This is a genomic window from Cytobacillus gottheilii, from assembly GCF_001636345.1.
GTDB lineage: Bacteria > Bacillota > Bacilli > Bacillales > Cytobacillaceae > Cytobacillus > Cytobacillus gottheilii.
Genome location: NZ_KV440945.1, coordinates 533,021 through 549,363, shown reverse-complemented (window position 1 = coordinate 549,363; position 16,343 = coordinate 533,021). Strand labels below are relative to the sequence as shown.

Annotated in this window: 14 protein-coding genes and 1 riboswitch; of the genes, 2 read left to right on the top strand and 12 right to left on the bottom strand. The window is 41.2% G+C overall.

Translation table 11 applies throughout. The features are described 5' to 3' along the window. Positions 1–66: 66 nt before the first annotated feature. From A6754_RS02675 to A6754_RS02635, 8 genes are all read right to left on the bottom strand, one after another. Positions 67–1,461 carry an N-acetylmuramoyl-L-alanine amidase gene (locus A6754_RS02675; RefSeq protein ID WP_066442395.1) on the bottom strand — a complete coding sequence of 465 codons (1,395 nt, stop codon included), beginning with the start codon at positions 1,459–1,461 and terminating at the stop codon, positions 67–69. A 395-nt stretch (positions 1,462–1,856) separates the two neighbouring features. Beyond that, positions 1,857–3,217 (bottom strand): IS3 family transposase gene (locus A6754_RS22245; RefSeq protein ID WP_371806953.1). Its coding sequence is split into 2 segments (ribosomal slippage): positions 1,857–2,752 and positions 2,752–3,217, totalling 1,362 coding nucleotides; the frame shifts between segments, so codons are not numbered across the junction. Further along, complete coding sequence (locus tag A6754_RS02660) at positions 3,214–4,215, bottom strand: response regulator (protein WP_066442393.1); 1,002 nt, start codon at positions 4,213–4,215, stop codon at positions 3,214–3,216. Before A6754_RS02660 ends, A6754_RS22245 begins: the two co-directional genes overlap by 4 nt. Before the next feature lie 127 nt (positions 4,216–4,342). Continuing rightward, a complete protein-coding gene (locus A6754_RS02655; RefSeq protein ID WP_066442392.1) occupies positions 4,343–5,350 on the bottom strand; it encodes a MupG family TIM beta-alpha barrel fold protein in 1,008 nt (335 codons plus the stop codon). Beyond that, positions 5,347–6,708 (bottom strand): PTS transporter subunit EIIC, encoded by a 1,362-nt coding sequence (locus tag A6754_RS02650; RefSeq protein ID WP_066442391.1) that lies wholly within the window; start codon positions 6,706–6,708, stop codon positions 5,347–5,349. The genes A6754_RS02655 and A6754_RS02650 overlap by 4 nt, the downstream gene beginning before the upstream one ends. A gap of 72 nt (positions 6,709–6,780) precedes the next feature. Next, positions 6,781–7,635 carry a MurR/RpiR family transcriptional regulator gene (locus A6754_RS02645; RefSeq protein ID WP_066442390.1) on the bottom strand — a complete coding sequence of 285 codons (855 nt, stop codon included), beginning with the start codon at positions 7,633–7,635 and terminating at the stop codon, positions 6,781–6,783. Positions 7,636–7,665: 30 nt separating this feature from the next. Then, on the bottom strand, positions 7,666–8,574 hold the full coding sequence (gene murQ / locus A6754_RS02640; RefSeq protein WP_082851583.1) for an N-acetylmuramic acid 6-phosphate etherase: 909 nt from the start codon (positions 8,572–8,574) through the stop codon (positions 7,666–7,668). A 101-nt stretch (positions 8,575–8,675) separates the two neighbouring features. After that, on the bottom strand, positions 8,676–9,536 hold the full coding sequence (locus A6754_RS02635; RefSeq protein WP_066442389.1) for a Cof-type HAD-IIB family hydrolase: 861 nt from the start codon (positions 9,534–9,536) through the stop codon (positions 8,676–8,678). 419 nt (positions 9,537–9,955) lie between these two features. On the opposite strand from A6754_RS02635, the gene A6754_RS02630 reads away from it, so the two are divergent. Next, complete coding sequence (locus A6754_RS02630) at positions 9,956–11,140, top strand: glycosyltransferase family 4 protein (protein ID WP_066442388.1); 1,185 nt, start codon at positions 9,956–9,958, stop codon at positions 11,138–11,140. Between the two features lie 73 nt (positions 11,141–11,213). Here A6754_RS02630 and A6754_RS02625 read toward each other — a convergent pair whose 3' ends face one another. The 4 genes from A6754_RS02625 to A6754_RS02610 form a co-directional block, all read right to left on the bottom strand. Then, on the bottom strand, positions 11,214–11,948 hold the full coding sequence (locus A6754_RS02625; RefSeq protein ID WP_066442387.1) for an SIS domain-containing protein: 735 nt from the start codon (positions 11,946–11,948) through the stop codon (positions 11,214–11,216). Between the two features lie 332 nt (positions 11,949–12,280). Further along, on the bottom strand, positions 12,281–12,487 hold the full coding sequence (locus tag A6754_RS02620; protein WP_066442386.1) for a hypothetical protein: 207 nt from the start codon (positions 12,485–12,487) through the stop codon (positions 12,281–12,283). 51 nt (positions 12,488–12,538) lie between these two features. After that, complete coding sequence (locus tag A6754_RS02615; protein WP_066442385.1) at positions 12,539–14,548, bottom strand: penicillin-binding transpeptidase domain-containing protein; 2,010 nt, start codon at positions 14,546–14,548, stop codon at positions 12,539–12,541. A 228-nt stretch (positions 14,549–14,776) separates the two neighbouring features. Next, a complete protein-coding gene (locus A6754_RS02610) occupies positions 14,777–15,007 on the bottom strand; it encodes a hypothetical protein (protein ID WP_066442384.1) in 231 nt (76 codons plus the stop codon). Positions 15,008–15,046: 39 nt separating this feature from the next. Next, positions 15,047–15,210, bottom strand: a riboswitch (cyclic di-GMP riboswitch). A 168-nt stretch (positions 15,211–15,378) separates the two neighbouring features. On the opposite strand from A6754_RS02610, the gene A6754_RS02605 reads away from it, so the two are divergent. After that, on the top strand, positions 15,379–16,335 hold the full coding sequence (locus tag A6754_RS02605) for a methyl-accepting chemotaxis protein (protein ID WP_066442383.1): 957 nt from the start codon (positions 15,379–15,381) through the stop codon (positions 16,333–16,335). Positions 16,336–16,343 lie beyond the last annotated feature (8 nt).

The window sequence follows — 16,343 nt, the reverse complement described above, 5'->3', positions numbered from 1 at the left end:
GCCTAGAATAGACCCCAGTGGATAGCCTTTATTTAGAAACGTTTATTCACTTTTATAAAGGGTAGATTAATATAAATTAGAAACGTCGAAGCCTTTTGCTTTATAGTAATCTAGGATCCCATAATAGATCGCTTTTGCTGCTGCATCTCTCCACGAAGGAGATGCAAGCTTGGCGTTATCTCCCTTATTATCAATGAAACCTAATTCTGTCAGAACAGCTGGCATGCCGTTTTCGCGAAGAACATGGAAGTTGCCGTTCTTCACTCCTCTATCACTTAGCTTGCCGGCAGCAATAAGTCTCTCTTGAATTTTTGTAGCAAGCAGTTTGCTGTCTGCAGAGTTCGTGTTTTTCGCCGCATAATAATATGTCTCAGAACCTTTAGCTGAACCGTTGAATGCATTCGCATGAATGCTGACAAATACATCTGCGTCGGCATCTTCAGCAATATCAACACGCTCATCTAGAGTAAGGTACACGTCGGTATCTCTCGTCAGCTTATATTGGAACGGAGATTTTGCTAACAATGCTTTTACCTTAAGAGCCGTGTTCAGGACAACATCTTTCTCTTTCAATCCATATCCTATCGCTCCAGGATCGTGCCCGCCATGACCAGCGTCAATGACGATCATTTGCTGACTTAATATGTTATCAGCCGGATCATTTCCTTCATTTCCTGTATCAATGTCGGCATCCAAGTAAGCTGAATGTACTAATCCTTCCGTACTGCCCGAGCGAACATATACCCATTGGCCAACTGAATAAGCCACTTCAACTTTCGTTCCTTTTACTAGGCTGCCAACTGCAGGATAGGCAGTTGAAGGACCAGAGCGTACATTTAAAGATGATGCTGTAACTGTTCTCTCAAGACTGAAATTTTCAGTCGGGTTCAGTCTCAGCTTGTAATTGATGGCTCTGGCAAGAAATACAGAAAAGTCTGCACGAATCGTTGCTAATTCTGATCCAAACGTACCATCAGCCATACCTCCTGAAATTCCGCGGGTCATTAAGGCCTTAGCTGCTCCAGATAAGGTGCCTCCAAAGTTATAGTTAAACGCTTTGCTTAGGATGACGGCCATTTCACCGCGGTTTACTGGATTATTGGGCTTAAAGCTTCCATCTTTGTATCCAGTAATGACTTTGGCATCTGCTGCTGCTTGTATGTAACCAGAAGCAAAATATTGTGAACCCACATCCGAAAACTGTGTGCTTCTTTTGGTCCCGTTCAGATTAAGGGCACGGCCGATCATTGCTGCCGCCTCACCTCTTGTTACAACCTTCCCAGGGTTAAAGTAGCCATCAAGCGATCCAGTGACAATTTTACCATCGAACAGATACTTAATTTCTTTGTAAGCACGGTGGCCAGTGCTCACATCATTGAAGGATGAAGCTGCTTTGGACACGGTTTCTGACAAAGGTAGAAACAGCAAAGCTAGCACAACCGCGAGAACAATTTTCCTCATTAGCTTACTCCTTTCGGCATTTTCCTACATACTATCATACTATTATGATATTTTGAATCACACAAATTGGCTAGTTTTAGTAGAAATTTGTCTAATTCAGTCTCTATCTATATCGACATTGTTTTTAAGAAATTTATAGGTATAGTGGAAATAAGTAGAGTTATTTCCATATGTAATATTTTCCATCTTCATTTCCCTCTAAATATATGACAGGTAAAAAAAGTGACTGTGATAAATCTTAAAATAATATTTTTATAATCTAAACATTCAAAGTTATGGTTTGGGCAACAAGTCCGTTGCATTGCGCTGCGGACACTCGCTTTCCGAGGGGAGGAAGCTGAGCCTCCTCGGAGCACGTGCACTGGACCCATAAAATTGGACACTTATATTTAAGCTTAAGCAGCTACTACTTCAGTACTAACCCGATAAGCTACTGGACTTTTCCGATTTAATCTTGATTTAATTCTCAAGTGGTTGTAGTAATAGATGTATTTTTCTAACTCGGCTTTAAAATGCTCGATACTTTCAAACTCTTGTAAATAAAGAAACTCTGATTTTAAGATCCCAAAAAAGTTTTCCATGACAGAATTGTCAAGACAGTTTCCTTTTCTAGACATGCTTTGTGTAATCTTATGTTCTTTTAGCGTCCTTCGGTATTTGGGCATTCGATAGTGCCATCCCTGGTCGGAATGTAGTAAGAGCTCATCGCCTTCTTTTACGTATTTTAATCCTTGGGCCAACATCCTATCGACCAAATCAAACGTCGGCCTTGATTGGAGTGTATAGGTGATGACCTCGCTATTAAATAGATCTAAAATGGGAGAAAGATAAAGCTTCTCTCCAAACACTTTAAATTCTGTAATGTCCGTCACCCACTTTTGGTTCGGTTTCTGGGCACGGAAGTCACGGTTAAGGATGTTTGGAGCTGCTTTTCCAACTTCCCCTTTATACGATTTATACTTTTTCATACGCACCATGCATTTAAGCCCTAGATCTCTCATTATTCGAAGTACTTTCTTTTTGTTGATCTGATATCCTTTTTCCTGAAGCACGTCCGTAATGCGGCGATATCCAAACCGACCTGAGTGTTTGCGGTAAATGAATGAAATTCTTCTTTTCCATTTGCGGTCAGGATCTGGTTGATTCCACTTTTTTATGAAGCTGTAGTAAGTGCTTCTAGGCATCTTGGCTATTTTGATCATTTTAATCACCGGGAAGTCCTTCCTTAGTTCATATATTACTTTCGCTTTATATTGGTTGGTGATTGTTCTTTCTGAACTAAGGCTTTCAGCTTTTTTAAATACGCGTTCTCCATACGAAGGTATTCCAGTTCTTCTATCAGCTCTTCTACCGATGGATTCTGAGAGTTACTCTTGTCCTTATTTTTCCTCTGATTAGATGTCATAATAGAAAGCCCCTTTTCTTTTGGTTCAAGGGCACCTACTCCAGCTGTCTCCCACGTTTTCTTCCACTTGCGAAGCATAGATGGATCAGGGAGATGGAAAATCGCGGATGCCTCTCGAATGGAGTAATTCTTTTCCGTGATAAATTGAATTACCCTCATTTTAAAGGCAGAAGGATAGTTTGTATAGGGAAAGGAAAAAGCCTGATCCCCATGGTAACGAACGAGCAGCACCCAGTAACGGAGAGTGGAATGATCTACGCCCACCTGATTCGCTAGTTCTCGATAACTAATCATTTCGTTTAAATAACGTTTAGCAATTTGAAGTTTCTTTTCCTTGGTAAGATGAGTCATTTATGAGTTCGCCTCCTATTGTTGGAGTGTCCAACAATAGGGGGGCAGTGCAGATCAAGCTGCTGCAGTTTTTCTAGACATTTTTCAACACTGTCAGCAAATAATGTATGTTCCCAGTTCATCTGAACAAATTTCTCTAAAATTGCTTGCACAGTCTGCTTTAGATTTTGCCTTATTTGACTTGCCCAAAAATAATCTTCCTCTTCAAGATAATCAGACTTATATAAATCTAGGATTTTTAGCATATTCTTTTCTGCAGGTTCAGAATCATTCAGCAGTTCCTGAAGCTCCTGCCTGTCGCTTTGAAAATCAGCAGCCAAGGAATATGTATCATTAGCCAATATGATGGGGTTTGTTTCAAGACCTGCTTCTTTAAGTGTTTTGCGAAGCTGATAAACAGTGGTATGCAGCAATGTCATCGCCTTATCAGCATGGATATCAGGCCAAAACTGATCGATTATTTTTGCTTTATGAACTGGATTCCCGCTATTTGACCATAGATAAGCAAAAAGCTCTTTCACTTTTTTAGTCCGCCATTTAATCTCCATTCCGCTATTGTTCACTAAACGCAAGGATCCAAAAGAGGAGATATACATTCTTTGACTTTGAGGCTTTGTTTTTATAAATTCTTTGTAGATTTGTATTTTTTCTTTTACTCTTGAAATTGCCTTTTCTAAGCGTGCTTTTGAGACAGGCTTTAATAGATAATCAGCAGCATTCACCTCAAAGGCTTCTAACGCGAACTGAGGATGTGCAGAAACAAATATAATTTCTATTGGCAATTGCTTCTCCAGTAATTTTTCAGCGAATTGCAGGCCATGTTCTCCGCCTAACTCCATATCGAGGAAAATGACATCCGGCGGGTTCTTCCGCATTTCAGAAAAAGCGGCAGCTGGATCAGTAAAACTGCCTATACTATCTATCTCTTTATAGGATTTCAGCATTTTTTCAAGCATTTTAACAGCATACGTTTCATCATCTATTATGAATGCTTTCATTTCTTCTCCTCCCGCCGAGAATCATTCTCATTTTCTACTATTATACTATATTCTTATGAAAAATTTCCTTAATTTTCTATAAAAATAGGGGTTTTTTCGCAAAAAAAAGAGGAGAGAACCCCCTCCTCTAAATCAGTTTTATCTTATGCTTCGGCTTGATGAACCTCAGCACCTCGATATCTGACTCTCTTATTCTCCCGATGATGTTCACACGTTCATCTGCAGGCAGGTCCCGCAATGTAATCGAGACTTCCCCATTGTATCGTCCATACTTCTCATTATCAGCTGTAATACAGCCTGTTTTCCGTTCGATCGTATTAGCAGCTGGTATTGGCTGTGCTGTTCGTGTGTTCATGAAACGCAGCACATCACGGGCAAAATCCGGTCTTGGTGAATAAACGTCTGCCGCGAAGGAAGAATCCTCCATATGCAGCGTAACAATGTTTTCAACTTCTAAAGCAATTAAGTTCTCCAGTAAACCTTCTCCACTATCAGGGTCACCGATATAAATATCATCCACACCAGAATCCATCAATTCCAATACTGCTGACATTGGATTGTGCTGGCGATGCTTTTCAAGTGTTGGCAGGCCGTCAAATAGAGGACCGCGCTTTTCTCCAATACCTGGGATGAAGGCACTGATTTTAATTCCATAAGCTTGAAACAATTGATTTTGCTTTATAAAAAAGTTCTCATCCAAGCCTGTTTCTTTTTTCGGGTAAAAGTTATGCCAGGCGATGAGCTGCTCTGCTTTTAGTCCTCTTTCAAGCAGATCGATCAGTTCTCTTTCCGTCACTGTACTCGCATTAATTGCCAGCTTATACTGCTGTGCAAGACTGAGAACAAAATCAGTGTCGAAGAATTCATCAAGCCGCAATCCAGCGACACCCAGGTTCTGAAGCTTACTAAAATCGGAAATGCCTAAATGCTTTAATGTATGTTTCGAAACATCTGCATATACTTCCATTCCAGCTTCTTTCGCAGCGGCGAGCAGTGCTTTTGCCCGTTCTGCCAGGTTTCCGGTTTCTTCTGGGATGTGAAGCGAGGTAAACGCCTGCTTGACGCCGAGCTTTCCAGCTTCAGCAATGCGTTTCTCTGCCTTCTCATCGTTCAGGTAGAAGGAAATGCCGATCAATCAAATTCACCAGCCATTTCGTCTTTAAAGCCGAATAGGTAAGTGAAAATGAAGCCTGCTACATACGCAATCACTAATCCGATTAGATAGTAAATGACTTCTCCTGGCACAACGATAAAGGCAAGCGGCAGCCCGGAAACCCCTACAGCAACGGTTGCGACATTATAAATCGCCTGGAAAGCTCCGCCGACACCGGCACCAAGACACGCTGTTAAGAATGGACGTCCAAGCGGCAAGGTAACACCGAAAATCAGCGGCTCCCCGATTCCAAGGATTCCGGATGGAAGCGCCCCGCCAATTGCACGCTTCAAACGCTTTTTCTTTGTTTTGAAATAGATTGCGAACGCAGCACCAACTTGACCTGCTCCACCCATTGCAAGGATTGGAAGCAGCGGGTCATCACCAATCGAGTTGATTAACTCAAGGTGAACTGGTGTTAAACCTTGGTGCAGGCCTGTAACTACTAGCGGAAGGAATGTTGCGCCAAGAACAAAACCAGCAACTGCTCCTCCGATATCTAAAACAGCTAAAAGACCGTTCGTAATGCTATCAGAGATAAAGCCGCCAATTGGCATAAATACAATATAAGTTACAATACCAGTAATCAATAAAGCAATGGTTGGCGTTACAATAATATCAACAGATTGCGGAACGAATTTACGTACATTTTTCTCAACAATCGCAATGAAAATCGCTGCCATGAGGACCCCAATTAAACCGCCGCGTCCAGGCAGAAGTTCTTCGCCAAATAGAGTGATCGTTGCTGCAGCGGGGTTAATGATGAGAATGCCGGCCAAACCGCCCAATGCCGGTGATCCGCCAAATTCTTTCGCTGCATTTATACCGACTAAAATGCCCAGATACGTAAATAGTCCGCCGCCGATAACGGTTAAAATAATCGCAATCTGTGAATCTGCCGCCAGCCACTCTGCCTGAATCAACGCTTTTGAAATACCGGTAATTAATCCGGAGGCAACAAGGGCCGGAATCAGCGGGATGAAAATGCTTGCAATTTTTCTTAGGAAAAGTTTAAAAGGTGTTGCATTCTTTTTATTTATCTCAGATTTCACACTGGCAGCGCGATCTTTTAGATCAATTCCGCCCTCTGATTCTACTAATTTACCAAACTCTTCTGTTACAGAATTGACTTTTCCAGGGCCGATGATAATTTGCAGTGTTTCTTCTTCAACTAAGCCCAGTACTCCGTCTATTTTTCTTAATGCCTCTTTATTGACGAGACTTTCATCAGATGGCTGAACACGCAAACGAGTCATACAATGTGTATAGCTTGAAATATTCGATGCTCCGCCAAGTTGTTCTAGTATTTCTTTGGCTAATTTCTGGTTTTCTCCTGCCATTTTTTCTTTTCCCCCTTTTTGATTTGTCCTTCATCTGTGTAAACAACTGATTATTTGCTTACACCACCCCCCTTATTGATGATCCTTAAGAAATCGAATCGCTTCTCTAGTTTTATCAATGTGCTCAATGGTTTCACCGTATTCAGCGGTGGCCATGCATAAGAAAATAAAATCAATGATCAGAAGCTGGGAAAGTCTTGATGTAGTGGCTGCGCTCCGGAATGGCGCTTCTGTTGAGTCAGAAGTATATAGATGAATATCCGCCAAAGAGCTGACTGTGTTTTGTCCGTATTTTGTTAAGCTGATCGTTTTCATGTTTTGTTTCTTTGCCAGTGAAACGATGCTGACTGCCTCTGGTGTTTCGCCAGAATAAGAAATGGCGAAAAGTACATCGTCTTGATCAGCGTTGGCAATAAGTGTTGCTACGAGATGAACATCCGTAAAAGCAGTTGCCCTCCTGTTAATTCTCAGCAGTTTCTGCTGAGCATCAACTGCGATAATATGGGAAGCGCCAATGCCAAAAAAGTGAACATTTTTTGCCTTTAGGAGCACCTCTATTGCAGTTTCCAATTCATCATGATGAAGCAGCTCAGTCGTATCCTTCATGCTCTGTATACTGTTGCTCATCGTCTTTTGAACGATGGAGTAATACGATTCACCAGGCTCGATATCACGATAGCCCTGCTCCTCAGGTTTCATAAGGTCGCCTGCTATGCGCATCTTTAATTCCTGATAGCCTTTTAAACCAAGGGATTTGCATAATCGAATGACGGCTGCACCGCTTGTATTGGCTTCTTGGCCAAGTTCGCTGACAGTGCGGTCAATCACAGCCTGCGGATGCGCTAAAATATATTCTGCAATTTTCCGTTCTGAAGCCGGCAGCTGCTCCAGTGTGTTTCGTATAATCTTTAAACCTCCGCTTGCCATTTGGTAACTCCTTTTTCCTGTTCTTCAGGTTTATTTTGAGGATAGCTGGATCGCTTTGCGCACATAGCCGCCAGCTTCAGCGAGCAAGCTTTGCGCTTCTGCTTTGCTTACGTCTGCTGTGATCATAATGATCGCTATTTTCACCTGCAGATCCGATTCTGTCAGCGCCTGCTCTGCTATTTCCCTATCTGCCTTCGTGATTTTTTGAATAATGCCAATGGCACGTTCTTTGAGTTTGTGGTTGCTCACATGCACATCAACCATTAAATTTTCATATGCTTTGCCCATAAGGATCATGGAGGATGTCGAAATCATATTTAAAATCATTTTATGAGCCGTCGCTGACTTCAGGCGGGTTGAGCCTGTTAAGACTTCGGGACCGACAATGACTTCTATATTAATTTCTGCTTCCTTCCCGATAAGGGATCCTTTGTTGCAGGACAATGCGACTGTGCCGGCCCCAAGTGCACGGGCGTATTTTAATGCCCCAATCACGTAAGGCGTTCTGCCGCTAGCCGCAATTCCGATAACTGTATCGTTTGCAGTAAGTCCAATTTCTTTCAGGTCTGCTTCACCTAACTCCGGCTTATCCTCTGCTCCTTCAACCGCTTTTGTAAAGGCTCTTTCACCGCCTGCAATGATGCCTTGAACAAGTTCAGGATCTGTGCTGAATGTTGGCGGACATTCAACCGCATCAAGGACGCCAAGTCTGCCGCTCGTTCCTGCACCGATATAGATGAGTCTGCCTCCCTGCTTGAATGACTGAACAACCTGCTCAACCGCTTTTTCAATATCTGCTGTCACTTCTTTTACAGCAAGTGCAACCTTTTGATCTTCTTCATTAAATATACGTAAAATCTCCCCAGCGCTGGCTGTATCTATTTCCATTGATAACTCATTACGCGATTCAGTCGTAAGAGAAACTAGTTCACGATCCAATGTAAACGCCTCCAATTGTTCTTTCTAGCTGTTTCTGTTCTTGATGTTATTTTAACGTGATTGAAATATTAATTCAATATATTTTATTATATTTTAAAATTTTATTTCAATATATAGTTTTGAATGGCATAGGCAACTCCTGCCTCTTCGTTTGTTACAGTGGTGAAATTGGCGGCTTCTTTCACCTCTTCTGGTGCATTGCCCATGGCGATTCCCAGTCCTGCTGCTTTCAGCATGCCAAGATCATTATAATTATCCCCAATGGCGGCCGCTTCGTTTAAGGTGAAGCCCAGTTCTTCTACGACGGTTTGAAGTGCGTATTCTTTTGTGCCGTTTAGCGGTGAGATTTCTAGATTGGCATAATTTAAGCTGCTGCTGATGTGTATATTGAGTTTTTCCTCGTGCAGATCTCCGGCACACTTCATTGTTTTCTCTCTTTCAGCAAAAATGGCGGCTTTGCTGATGTTTGGTGTGTTTTTCTCTAAGTATGTGCGAAGGTTCTCCGTATGCTGCACTAAACATTGGCTGCGGTAATAATCGCATCTTTCTTTGCTGGCGCCAGACTGCTCCAGTGCTAAGATGTTGTGTTCAACCCAGTGCTCATTCCGGTTGTTTTTCTCCGAAACAATCAGCTGATCACCTTCGTAAAGCTGTAAGTATAACCCGTTTTCCTCACAATAGGATGCTATTCTCATCAGGTCATTCTGTTTGAAATGGAGGGTGCTGCGAATTTCTCCATCATAGTTTTGAATGACGGCACCGTTATAGGCAATGATGGGTTCTGCTAAGCCGATATATTCTGCCAGCCAGCGTGTTGATAGAGGGGACCGGCCGCTGCACACAATGACATGCCCGCCTTTGTTCCGATACTCCTGAATGGCTTCTACATTTTTTCTGCTAATCTCTCTGCTCTCGTCTAAAAGAGTGCCGTCCATATCAATTGCTAATACATGATAATTCATTACCTCTCCACCTTCCGATCTGCTCTGTCCATTTAATATGATGTATGCATAAATTTAAACAAATATTTCACTATCAGCATAATAGCTGTGAAAAAATATTTCAAATTGTGATTGGCGTTTTATTTACCTTTCAGCCAACTTAATCGATAGCGAACCGGCAGAACCGCTGCTTGGTTCCTGAAACTTTTTATTTTTGAGTTTCGTTGTATATATAGGAAGTAATTGTTAAAAAAGGAAGGCTCACTGCCGATGATTATGATTTTTTTTCGTGCTGTAAACTTTGCATGATATTGGATTAGAATCCCTTCTCAAAATATTAAGAAAACTTCATATTAATTTAATACAGTGTTAATGATACTGAACTATACTTTCTATGGATTATCTGTATTTTTTAAGCATTAAAACTGGGGGACTACAAAATGAAAATTTTGATTACGACTGAATGTTATTCTCCTGTCATTAATGGAGTGGTTACTTCGATTGTGAACCTGAAGAAGGAATTAGAAAAAGCAGGGCATGAAGTCAGAGTTCTCACATTATCAGATGAAGCAAAATCATACATAGCAGACGACGTCACTTATATAAGTTCTTTAGGGATTGACAAGATTTACCCTGGTGCACGCATCACGCTCTTTAAGAATTATAAACACCTTCAGGAAGTAATCAATTGGAGACCGGATGTTATTCATACGCAATGTGAATTCAGCACCTTTCGTTTAGCAAAATATATCGCAAAGTGCCTTCGTATTCCCATTGTGCACACGTATCATACCGTTTACGAAGATTACACCCATTATTTTTCACCAAACCAAAAATGGGGCAAAGCGATGGTTGCCCTTTTTTCCAGAAAGGTTCTGAAAAACGCCTCTTATGTGATCGCACCAACTGAAAAAGTCAGCACTTTATTAAAGGGTTATCGGGTAACACAGCCAATTAAAGTCATTCCAACTGGCATTGACTTATCGAGCTACACGCAAAACAAATCCATAGAAAACAGAAATAAAATTAGGGAAACTCTGCAAATTCCCGAGCAGAATCGCTTACTGGTGTTTGTTGGCCGTTTAGCTAAAGAAAAGAACCTGGAAGAAATCTTGTCCTATTTTTCACAAATTGACAATCAGAATTTGTCTTTACTCATTGTGGGCGATGGACCGCATAGGCAGTTCCTTGAAAAATATGTAAGGAATCTAAACATTGAGCATAAGGTGATCTTTACAGGGATGGTGGCCCCAAAGGATGTTCCAGCTTATTATCAGGCAGCTGATCTTTTTGTGAGTGCATCAAATAGTGAGACACAGGGCTTGACGTATATTGAAGCGCTGGCGAGCGGGCTGCCTGCACTCTGCAAGAAGGATGCTTGTCTGGAAAATGTAGTGGAAAACGGAGTAAATGGCTGGCTGTTCGAGACATTCAGTGAGTTTGAACGCTATATAAATGATATTTTTATCGATTCTAATGAATACAAAAAGCTGTCCGCTAACGCTGAAAAGAAGGCTTTTGATCATTACTCTTCTGTTGCGTTTGCCAAGCATGTTGAGAGTGTGTATGATCACGCCATCTCTTTCTATCAGAATCCCAGAACAGAAAGAATCTTGTTTACTTGAATCAAAGTGAATTGAATCAATGAATGAAGCCACAGCTAGCATAGTGCTAGTTGTGGCTTTTTCGTTGCCAGAGTTATTTCAATAAAGGGATTCTATCATGATATTTTTGGATGAGTTTTTCGTTATGTTCATCGGATCCGTCGATGTTGCCGCTTAGGAAGATGGGCGGCTCGAAGCCATTGTCGGCCATGAGTTTGATGGCTTCGGCAAAGATGGCATTTAGAATGACAGATCCAACTGCGGTTGAAGTTGGAGCAAAAGGCACCTTTACTTTTTCATAGGAAAGGATCGCGTCTCCTTTTACAGAGTAGTTGTCGATGGCTAAATCGACAGAATTATAAAGATGCTTGCCACTATTATGTCTGGACGGCTGGCTCTTAGAATATTCCATCGATGTGAGAGCGATGACATACGCTCCATTCTTTTTCGCTTGCAATGCAACGTCGACGGGTACAGGGTTTCTGCCTGAAGTTGATAATACAAATACGATATCCTCTGGCCGGATTTCAAACTGTTCTAGAATGGGGGCAACATAATCGTTTTTACGCTCTAACTGAGAAGATCTTAGCGCTCCCTCATGAAGCATGAGCGGCTCAATGAGGATCGGATTGATTGGCACAAGACCGCCTGCGCGATAAAATACTTCTTCAGTTAAAATATGCGAATGCCCACATCCAAACAGCTGGACGATTCCGCCGTTTTGGATAGAAGCCGCTACCTTTTCAGCAGCCTTGATCATCTTTTCCTTTTCATTTTCCTGGACTAGCTGAATTCGTTGGATTGCTTTTTGGAAATATTGGTCGAGCATGTATGTATTCCCCTCCTTGGGTGGAAATTTTGTGTTTTTTACTGAGTTGAATGGAAAGTTTTTGATGGTACTTTGGCTTTTAAATGACAGAAAAGCGCGTATCGATGGGTTTCGGTCATTTGTATGTGCTTTTCGGTCATTTTGGTTTGTATTTCGATCATTCTGGAGAGCTTTTCGATCATTTTGATTTGTATTTCAATCATTCAGGAGAACTTCTAGATCATTTCCGTTTGTTTTTCGATCATTTTTAGAGATTTTTCGATCATTTTAACAGTTTTACGCCTTTTTTGGCTAATTTAAAAGCGATAGGGCTCAATTTTATTATTCTTCTCTTAAAAAAGCGGGAGGATACTCCTTTTTAAGGAAGGGCGGGACTCGGTTTCTATCAATATTTTAGGTTTTTCCATCAAAATTTTCGGTTTTCCTATCAAAATTTTTGGCTTTCCTATCAATTCGCAGCCGTTTCCTATCAAATTTTTCATTTTTCCTATCAAACTGCAAAAATCCCCCCAACCAAACGCAAAAACATCCTCATCCATTTATCCCCCAACAAAAAAACAAGCCAAGAGTTTTCCTCTTGGCCTATCCGTTTAGAACCGCTCCATATTCTTCTCAAATACATTTTTCACTTTTTCCACAACGATTCCGGATCCGCCTGCGTCTTCTACACTTTCAATCATCATGGCAATGAGCAGCTTTGGCGAATCTGGATTGTAGGCAACAAACATCCCATTTTCCTGACCTTTCATGCCTACATTTAACTTAAGCTCGGCTGTGCCGGTTTTTCCGGCGAGCGGGTAATCGTCCATTTTGGCAGCACGGCCTGTTCCGCCTGGCTCTTGGATGACTTTTCGTAAAGCCGAATTCATTATAGCTACGGTTTCTTCACTAATGATATTTTCTTTCCAAACTTGGTTTTTTTCTTCGTTTTCTAACAAAACCGGCTTAATGAGTGAACCTTTATTTATGAATGGTGTGTAGCTGGCAGCAAGGTGGAGGATATTCATTTCCACTTCACCTTGACCATAACCGGAATCTGCCAGTTTTATTTCAGTGTCCATGTTGCCTGTATGTGAAGATTGAAGCGGATACACATATGGGATTTCTTCTTCAAAGCCAAATGCTTTTAACCCTTCCATGAAAGAATCCTTGCCTAACTGCAATGCTTCTTGAGCAAAATAAATGTTGTCAGAGTACATCATAGCCTGGTCGAAATTGACTGGTGAACCCGGATCTTTTACCCGTGTGACTCGATAACTTCCCCATGAGGTGTCCTTTTGCCAGCGCAGACCTTTAATATCCTTTGTTTCGTCTGCTGTTGTGATTCCCTCTTCAAGGCCAATCGCTCCTGTGATTGGTTTCATAACTGAGCCTGGCACATAGTTATGACTGAAACGGTTAAGGAGCGGCTGCTGCTCATTTTCTTCGAGCGTCTTCCACTCTTGTACTGTTAATCCTAATGAAGCAGCATTTGGGTCAAAGCTTGGACTGCTCACTAACGCCATTGTCGCACCTGTAACTGGGTCAATGGCGGATGCAGTGCCGGCACTGCCCTTCAATTCCTCATATAGATCTTCTTGGACAGTTAAATCTATTGTCAGCTGAATCTTTTCTCCATTTTCAACCGGCTTCTCCGCCAGCACTGCCTCTGATCCGTCTTCTTTCGTAATGCTGATTTTAATGCCATTTGTTCCTTTTAGCTGCGTTTCCAGTACTTGTTCAAGGCCCCGTTTTCCAATTAGATCTGTACTGGAGTAGCCTTTGTCTTCATTTTTCTCCAGTTCTTCAGCAGTAATTGGACCAACATACCCAATCAAATGTGCTGCTGATTCTCCAGCTGGGTAGACTCTGCCTTTCACATCCTGTTTTAAAACACCAGGCAGAGAAAATACTTCATTTAGAAGCCCTTCATTATCAGGAGAAACCCTTTTGATCGGTACAAAATGACCAGGCTGCACCCAATCTGCATTCAAGGCATTTTCAATACTCTCCTCGGAAATTCCTAAGCTCTGAGATAGTCCTTTAATGGTTGTTTCCTCATCATTTCCCATTTCCTCCGGCACGATGCCGATTTCATATAGCGTGCCATTAAAAGCAAGCATATCGCCGGTGCGATCAATTATATCACCGCGCTGGGCAGGGATAGAGGTATAGTTTATTTTGTCATTAGCGCCGAGCTCTGGAAAAATAAGGGTCGTATCCCACTCTACAAACCAATTTTCCTCATTCTCATGCTCTTCCTTTATAAGTGTTGCATCATGTGTGAATTCTATTTTTCCTGCAGCACTATTCATTGACGCTGAAAAGGGAAGTGCTGAGCTTTCTTCCTCAAATTCCTGTTCTTCGTCTGCATTCGATGTAACCTCTATATCAGAGATTTGCAGGTCATTATACACTTTTTCATATCGATCTACAAAGTCATCCTCTGATATGGTTTCCTTTGCTTTTGCAGAGAGTAAACGATACATATCGGTAAATTCTTGGTTATTCCAATGTTTAATATATTGCGAAAACTGATCTTGAGGCATAGGTTCTTTTGAACAGCCTGCTAAAACGATAAAAATCAGGAAAGAAGTAGCCAGTAACCATCTTTTTCTCATGAATCCCCCTCCTACTGTATTCTATTTTATCATTCTCATTAGACAAATTTCTACAAGTTGCTCATGCTGAAAATGAACGTATGATGAAAAGTTTTCACTAATGAAAAAAGCTGAACCTGCACAGGCAAATACTAGATGTCTGGGCAAGTTCAGCTATTATATATATGCGCTAATGGCATTCTTATTAATGAAAAATAGGAAAAGTATAAGTTCAGTAAATTTACGTTTCTAGCAGGGAATCTTTTCTAGCTTTTGATCCGTGGCTTGAAGCAGTTTCTCTGAAGCATGTGAAAGATTTTGCAGGCATTCTTTTCTTAAGTCTTCATGGCACACGAAGTTAAACTTAAGATCTAATTCCAGATTTTCAGCAATCTGAGCAATTTTATTTTTCTCTTCTTTTAAAACATGACGCTGAATTTCCTGTTCAAAGTAAGCTACTGTTCCAAATAGTACCTCCATCGTCCTCTCTCCTTGTCTATTTTTTTAACACCCGTTCATGCTGGCAGCCCGACCATCATAGTCCAATATAATTAGAGATACTCCTTCTTTTCGGCAGAAAGACTAATAGCCTTTACTTTCATGCCAAAGGTAAAGAATGTCTATCAGACCTTAGATTCGCGGCTTTGCGTCCTTATTTTTCAATAAGTTTGCCTTTAAACATCTGTTACTTTTATCTTAAGTCTTTATTCTCATTATTACAACAACTTTCAACCATCTTCAACAATTTCCCCGGAAATATTTAAAAAGAGTGATATGATGCACAAAAGATAGGAAATAGTGCCGATATAATAGAAAGGACGACCATAAATCATAGGGATTGGGGTAATAACATGCTGCTGATAGGAAAGAAGAATACAAAAAAGCTAGAGTTAGAACGGAAAGAGTTAGAAGATTCTATTCGAAAGCAAGTTGAGGAAGAAATGGCACATAAGGAAGCCGCACTGCAAGAGACTATTTTCGATTTTCTCCATGACTTACAGCACACCCTGCATCAGCACGAAATGGTAAATGGACAGCATCATACACTTGGCTCATTAGTTGGCAGCATTAAAACTCACTTTGATCACGTTAAGTCATTAAGTGAAGATTCAGTTCTGAATTCAAAAGACCTTTCACAAAAAGGAGAGGTTCTCATTCATTCTGCTGGGGAAATGGTGTCGCGGTCAAACGATGGCAGAGCTTCAATCTTAAAATCTGAAGAACTGATGAAGCAGCTTGGCGCTCAATTGGAGGAAAATTCCCGTAAAATGGAGCAGCTCAATGAGCGATCGAAGGAAATTGAAATGATTGTAAAAGTAATTAAAGAGATTGCTGATCAAACCAATCTGCTTGCCTTGAATGCTTCAATAGAAGCTGCTCGTGCAGGAGAACAAGGGAAGGGGTTTGCTGTTGTTGCAGAGGAAGTTAGGAAACTGGCGGAAAATACAGCTGAGAGTACAGCCAATATTAGCAGTTTGACTAAAAACATTCAGCAGGATATTGGGGCAACTCTACAATCAACCCTGCAAAGCTCCCATCTCATTCAAGAAGGAATGGAGATCAGCAGCGGTTCAACTACAGCGATTGATTCTATCAGCAGCATCATTAGTACCGTACAAAAAGAAGTTGGTGAAGTCATGCAGCAAATCGGCAAGCAGACATATCAATCTCAGGAAACAGCAGACGAAATCAGCAAGACTAAACATATTTTTGATGAGGTAAACGCTTTGCTGAAGCAGCATATTGACGATGCAAGTGTTGTAGACGAAAAGCTTGAAAAGGTTATTGATCAGCTTTCCAATAAATAATAGCAGAA

What these genes read in the sequence shown, in the direction of transcription:
- A6754_RS02675 (WP_066442395.1), bottom strand. Translation starts at nt 1,461, where the DNA reads ATGAGGAAAATTGTTCTCGCGGTTGTGCTAGCTTTGCTGTTTCTACCT.
- A6754_RS02660 (WP_066442393.1), bottom strand. Translation starts at nt 4,215, where the DNA reads ATGAAAGCATTCATAATAGATGATGAAACGTATGCTGTTAAAATGCTT.
- A6754_RS02650 (WP_066442391.1), bottom strand. Translation starts at nt 6,708, where the DNA reads ATGGCAGGAGAAAACCAGAAATTAGCCAAAGAAATACTAGAACAACTT.
- A6754_RS02645 (WP_066442390.1), bottom strand. Translation starts at nt 7,635, where the DNA reads ATGGCAAGCGGAGGTTTAAAGATTATACGAAACACACTGGAGCAGCTG.
- A6754_RS02635 (WP_066442389.1), bottom strand. Translation starts at nt 9,536, where the DNA reads ATGAATTATCATGTATTAGCAATTGATATGGACGGCACTCTTTTAGAC.
- A6754_RS02630 (WP_066442388.1), top strand. Translation starts at nt 9,956, where the DNA reads ATGAAAATTTTGATTACGACTGAATGTTATTCTCCTGTCATTAATGGA.
- A6754_RS02625 (WP_066442387.1), bottom strand. Translation starts at nt 11,948, where the DNA reads ATGCTCGACCAATATTTCCAAAAAGCAATCCAACGAATTCAGCTAGTC.
- A6754_RS02620 (WP_066442386.1), bottom strand. Translation starts at nt 12,487, where the DNA reads ATGGATGAGGATGTTTTTGCGTTTGGTTGGGGGGATTTTTGCAGTTTG.
- A6754_RS02615 (WP_066442385.1), bottom strand. Translation starts at nt 14,548, where the DNA reads ATGAGAAAAAGATGGTTACTGGCTACTTCTTTCCTGATTTTTATCGTT.
- A6754_RS02610 (WP_066442384.1), bottom strand. Translation starts at nt 15,007, where the DNA reads ATGGAGGTACTATTTGGAACAGTAGCTTACTTTGAACAGGAAATTCAG.
- A6754_RS02605 (WP_066442383.1), top strand. Translation starts at nt 15,379, where the DNA reads ATGCTGCTGATAGGAAAGAAGAATACAAAAAAGCTAGAGTTAGAACGG.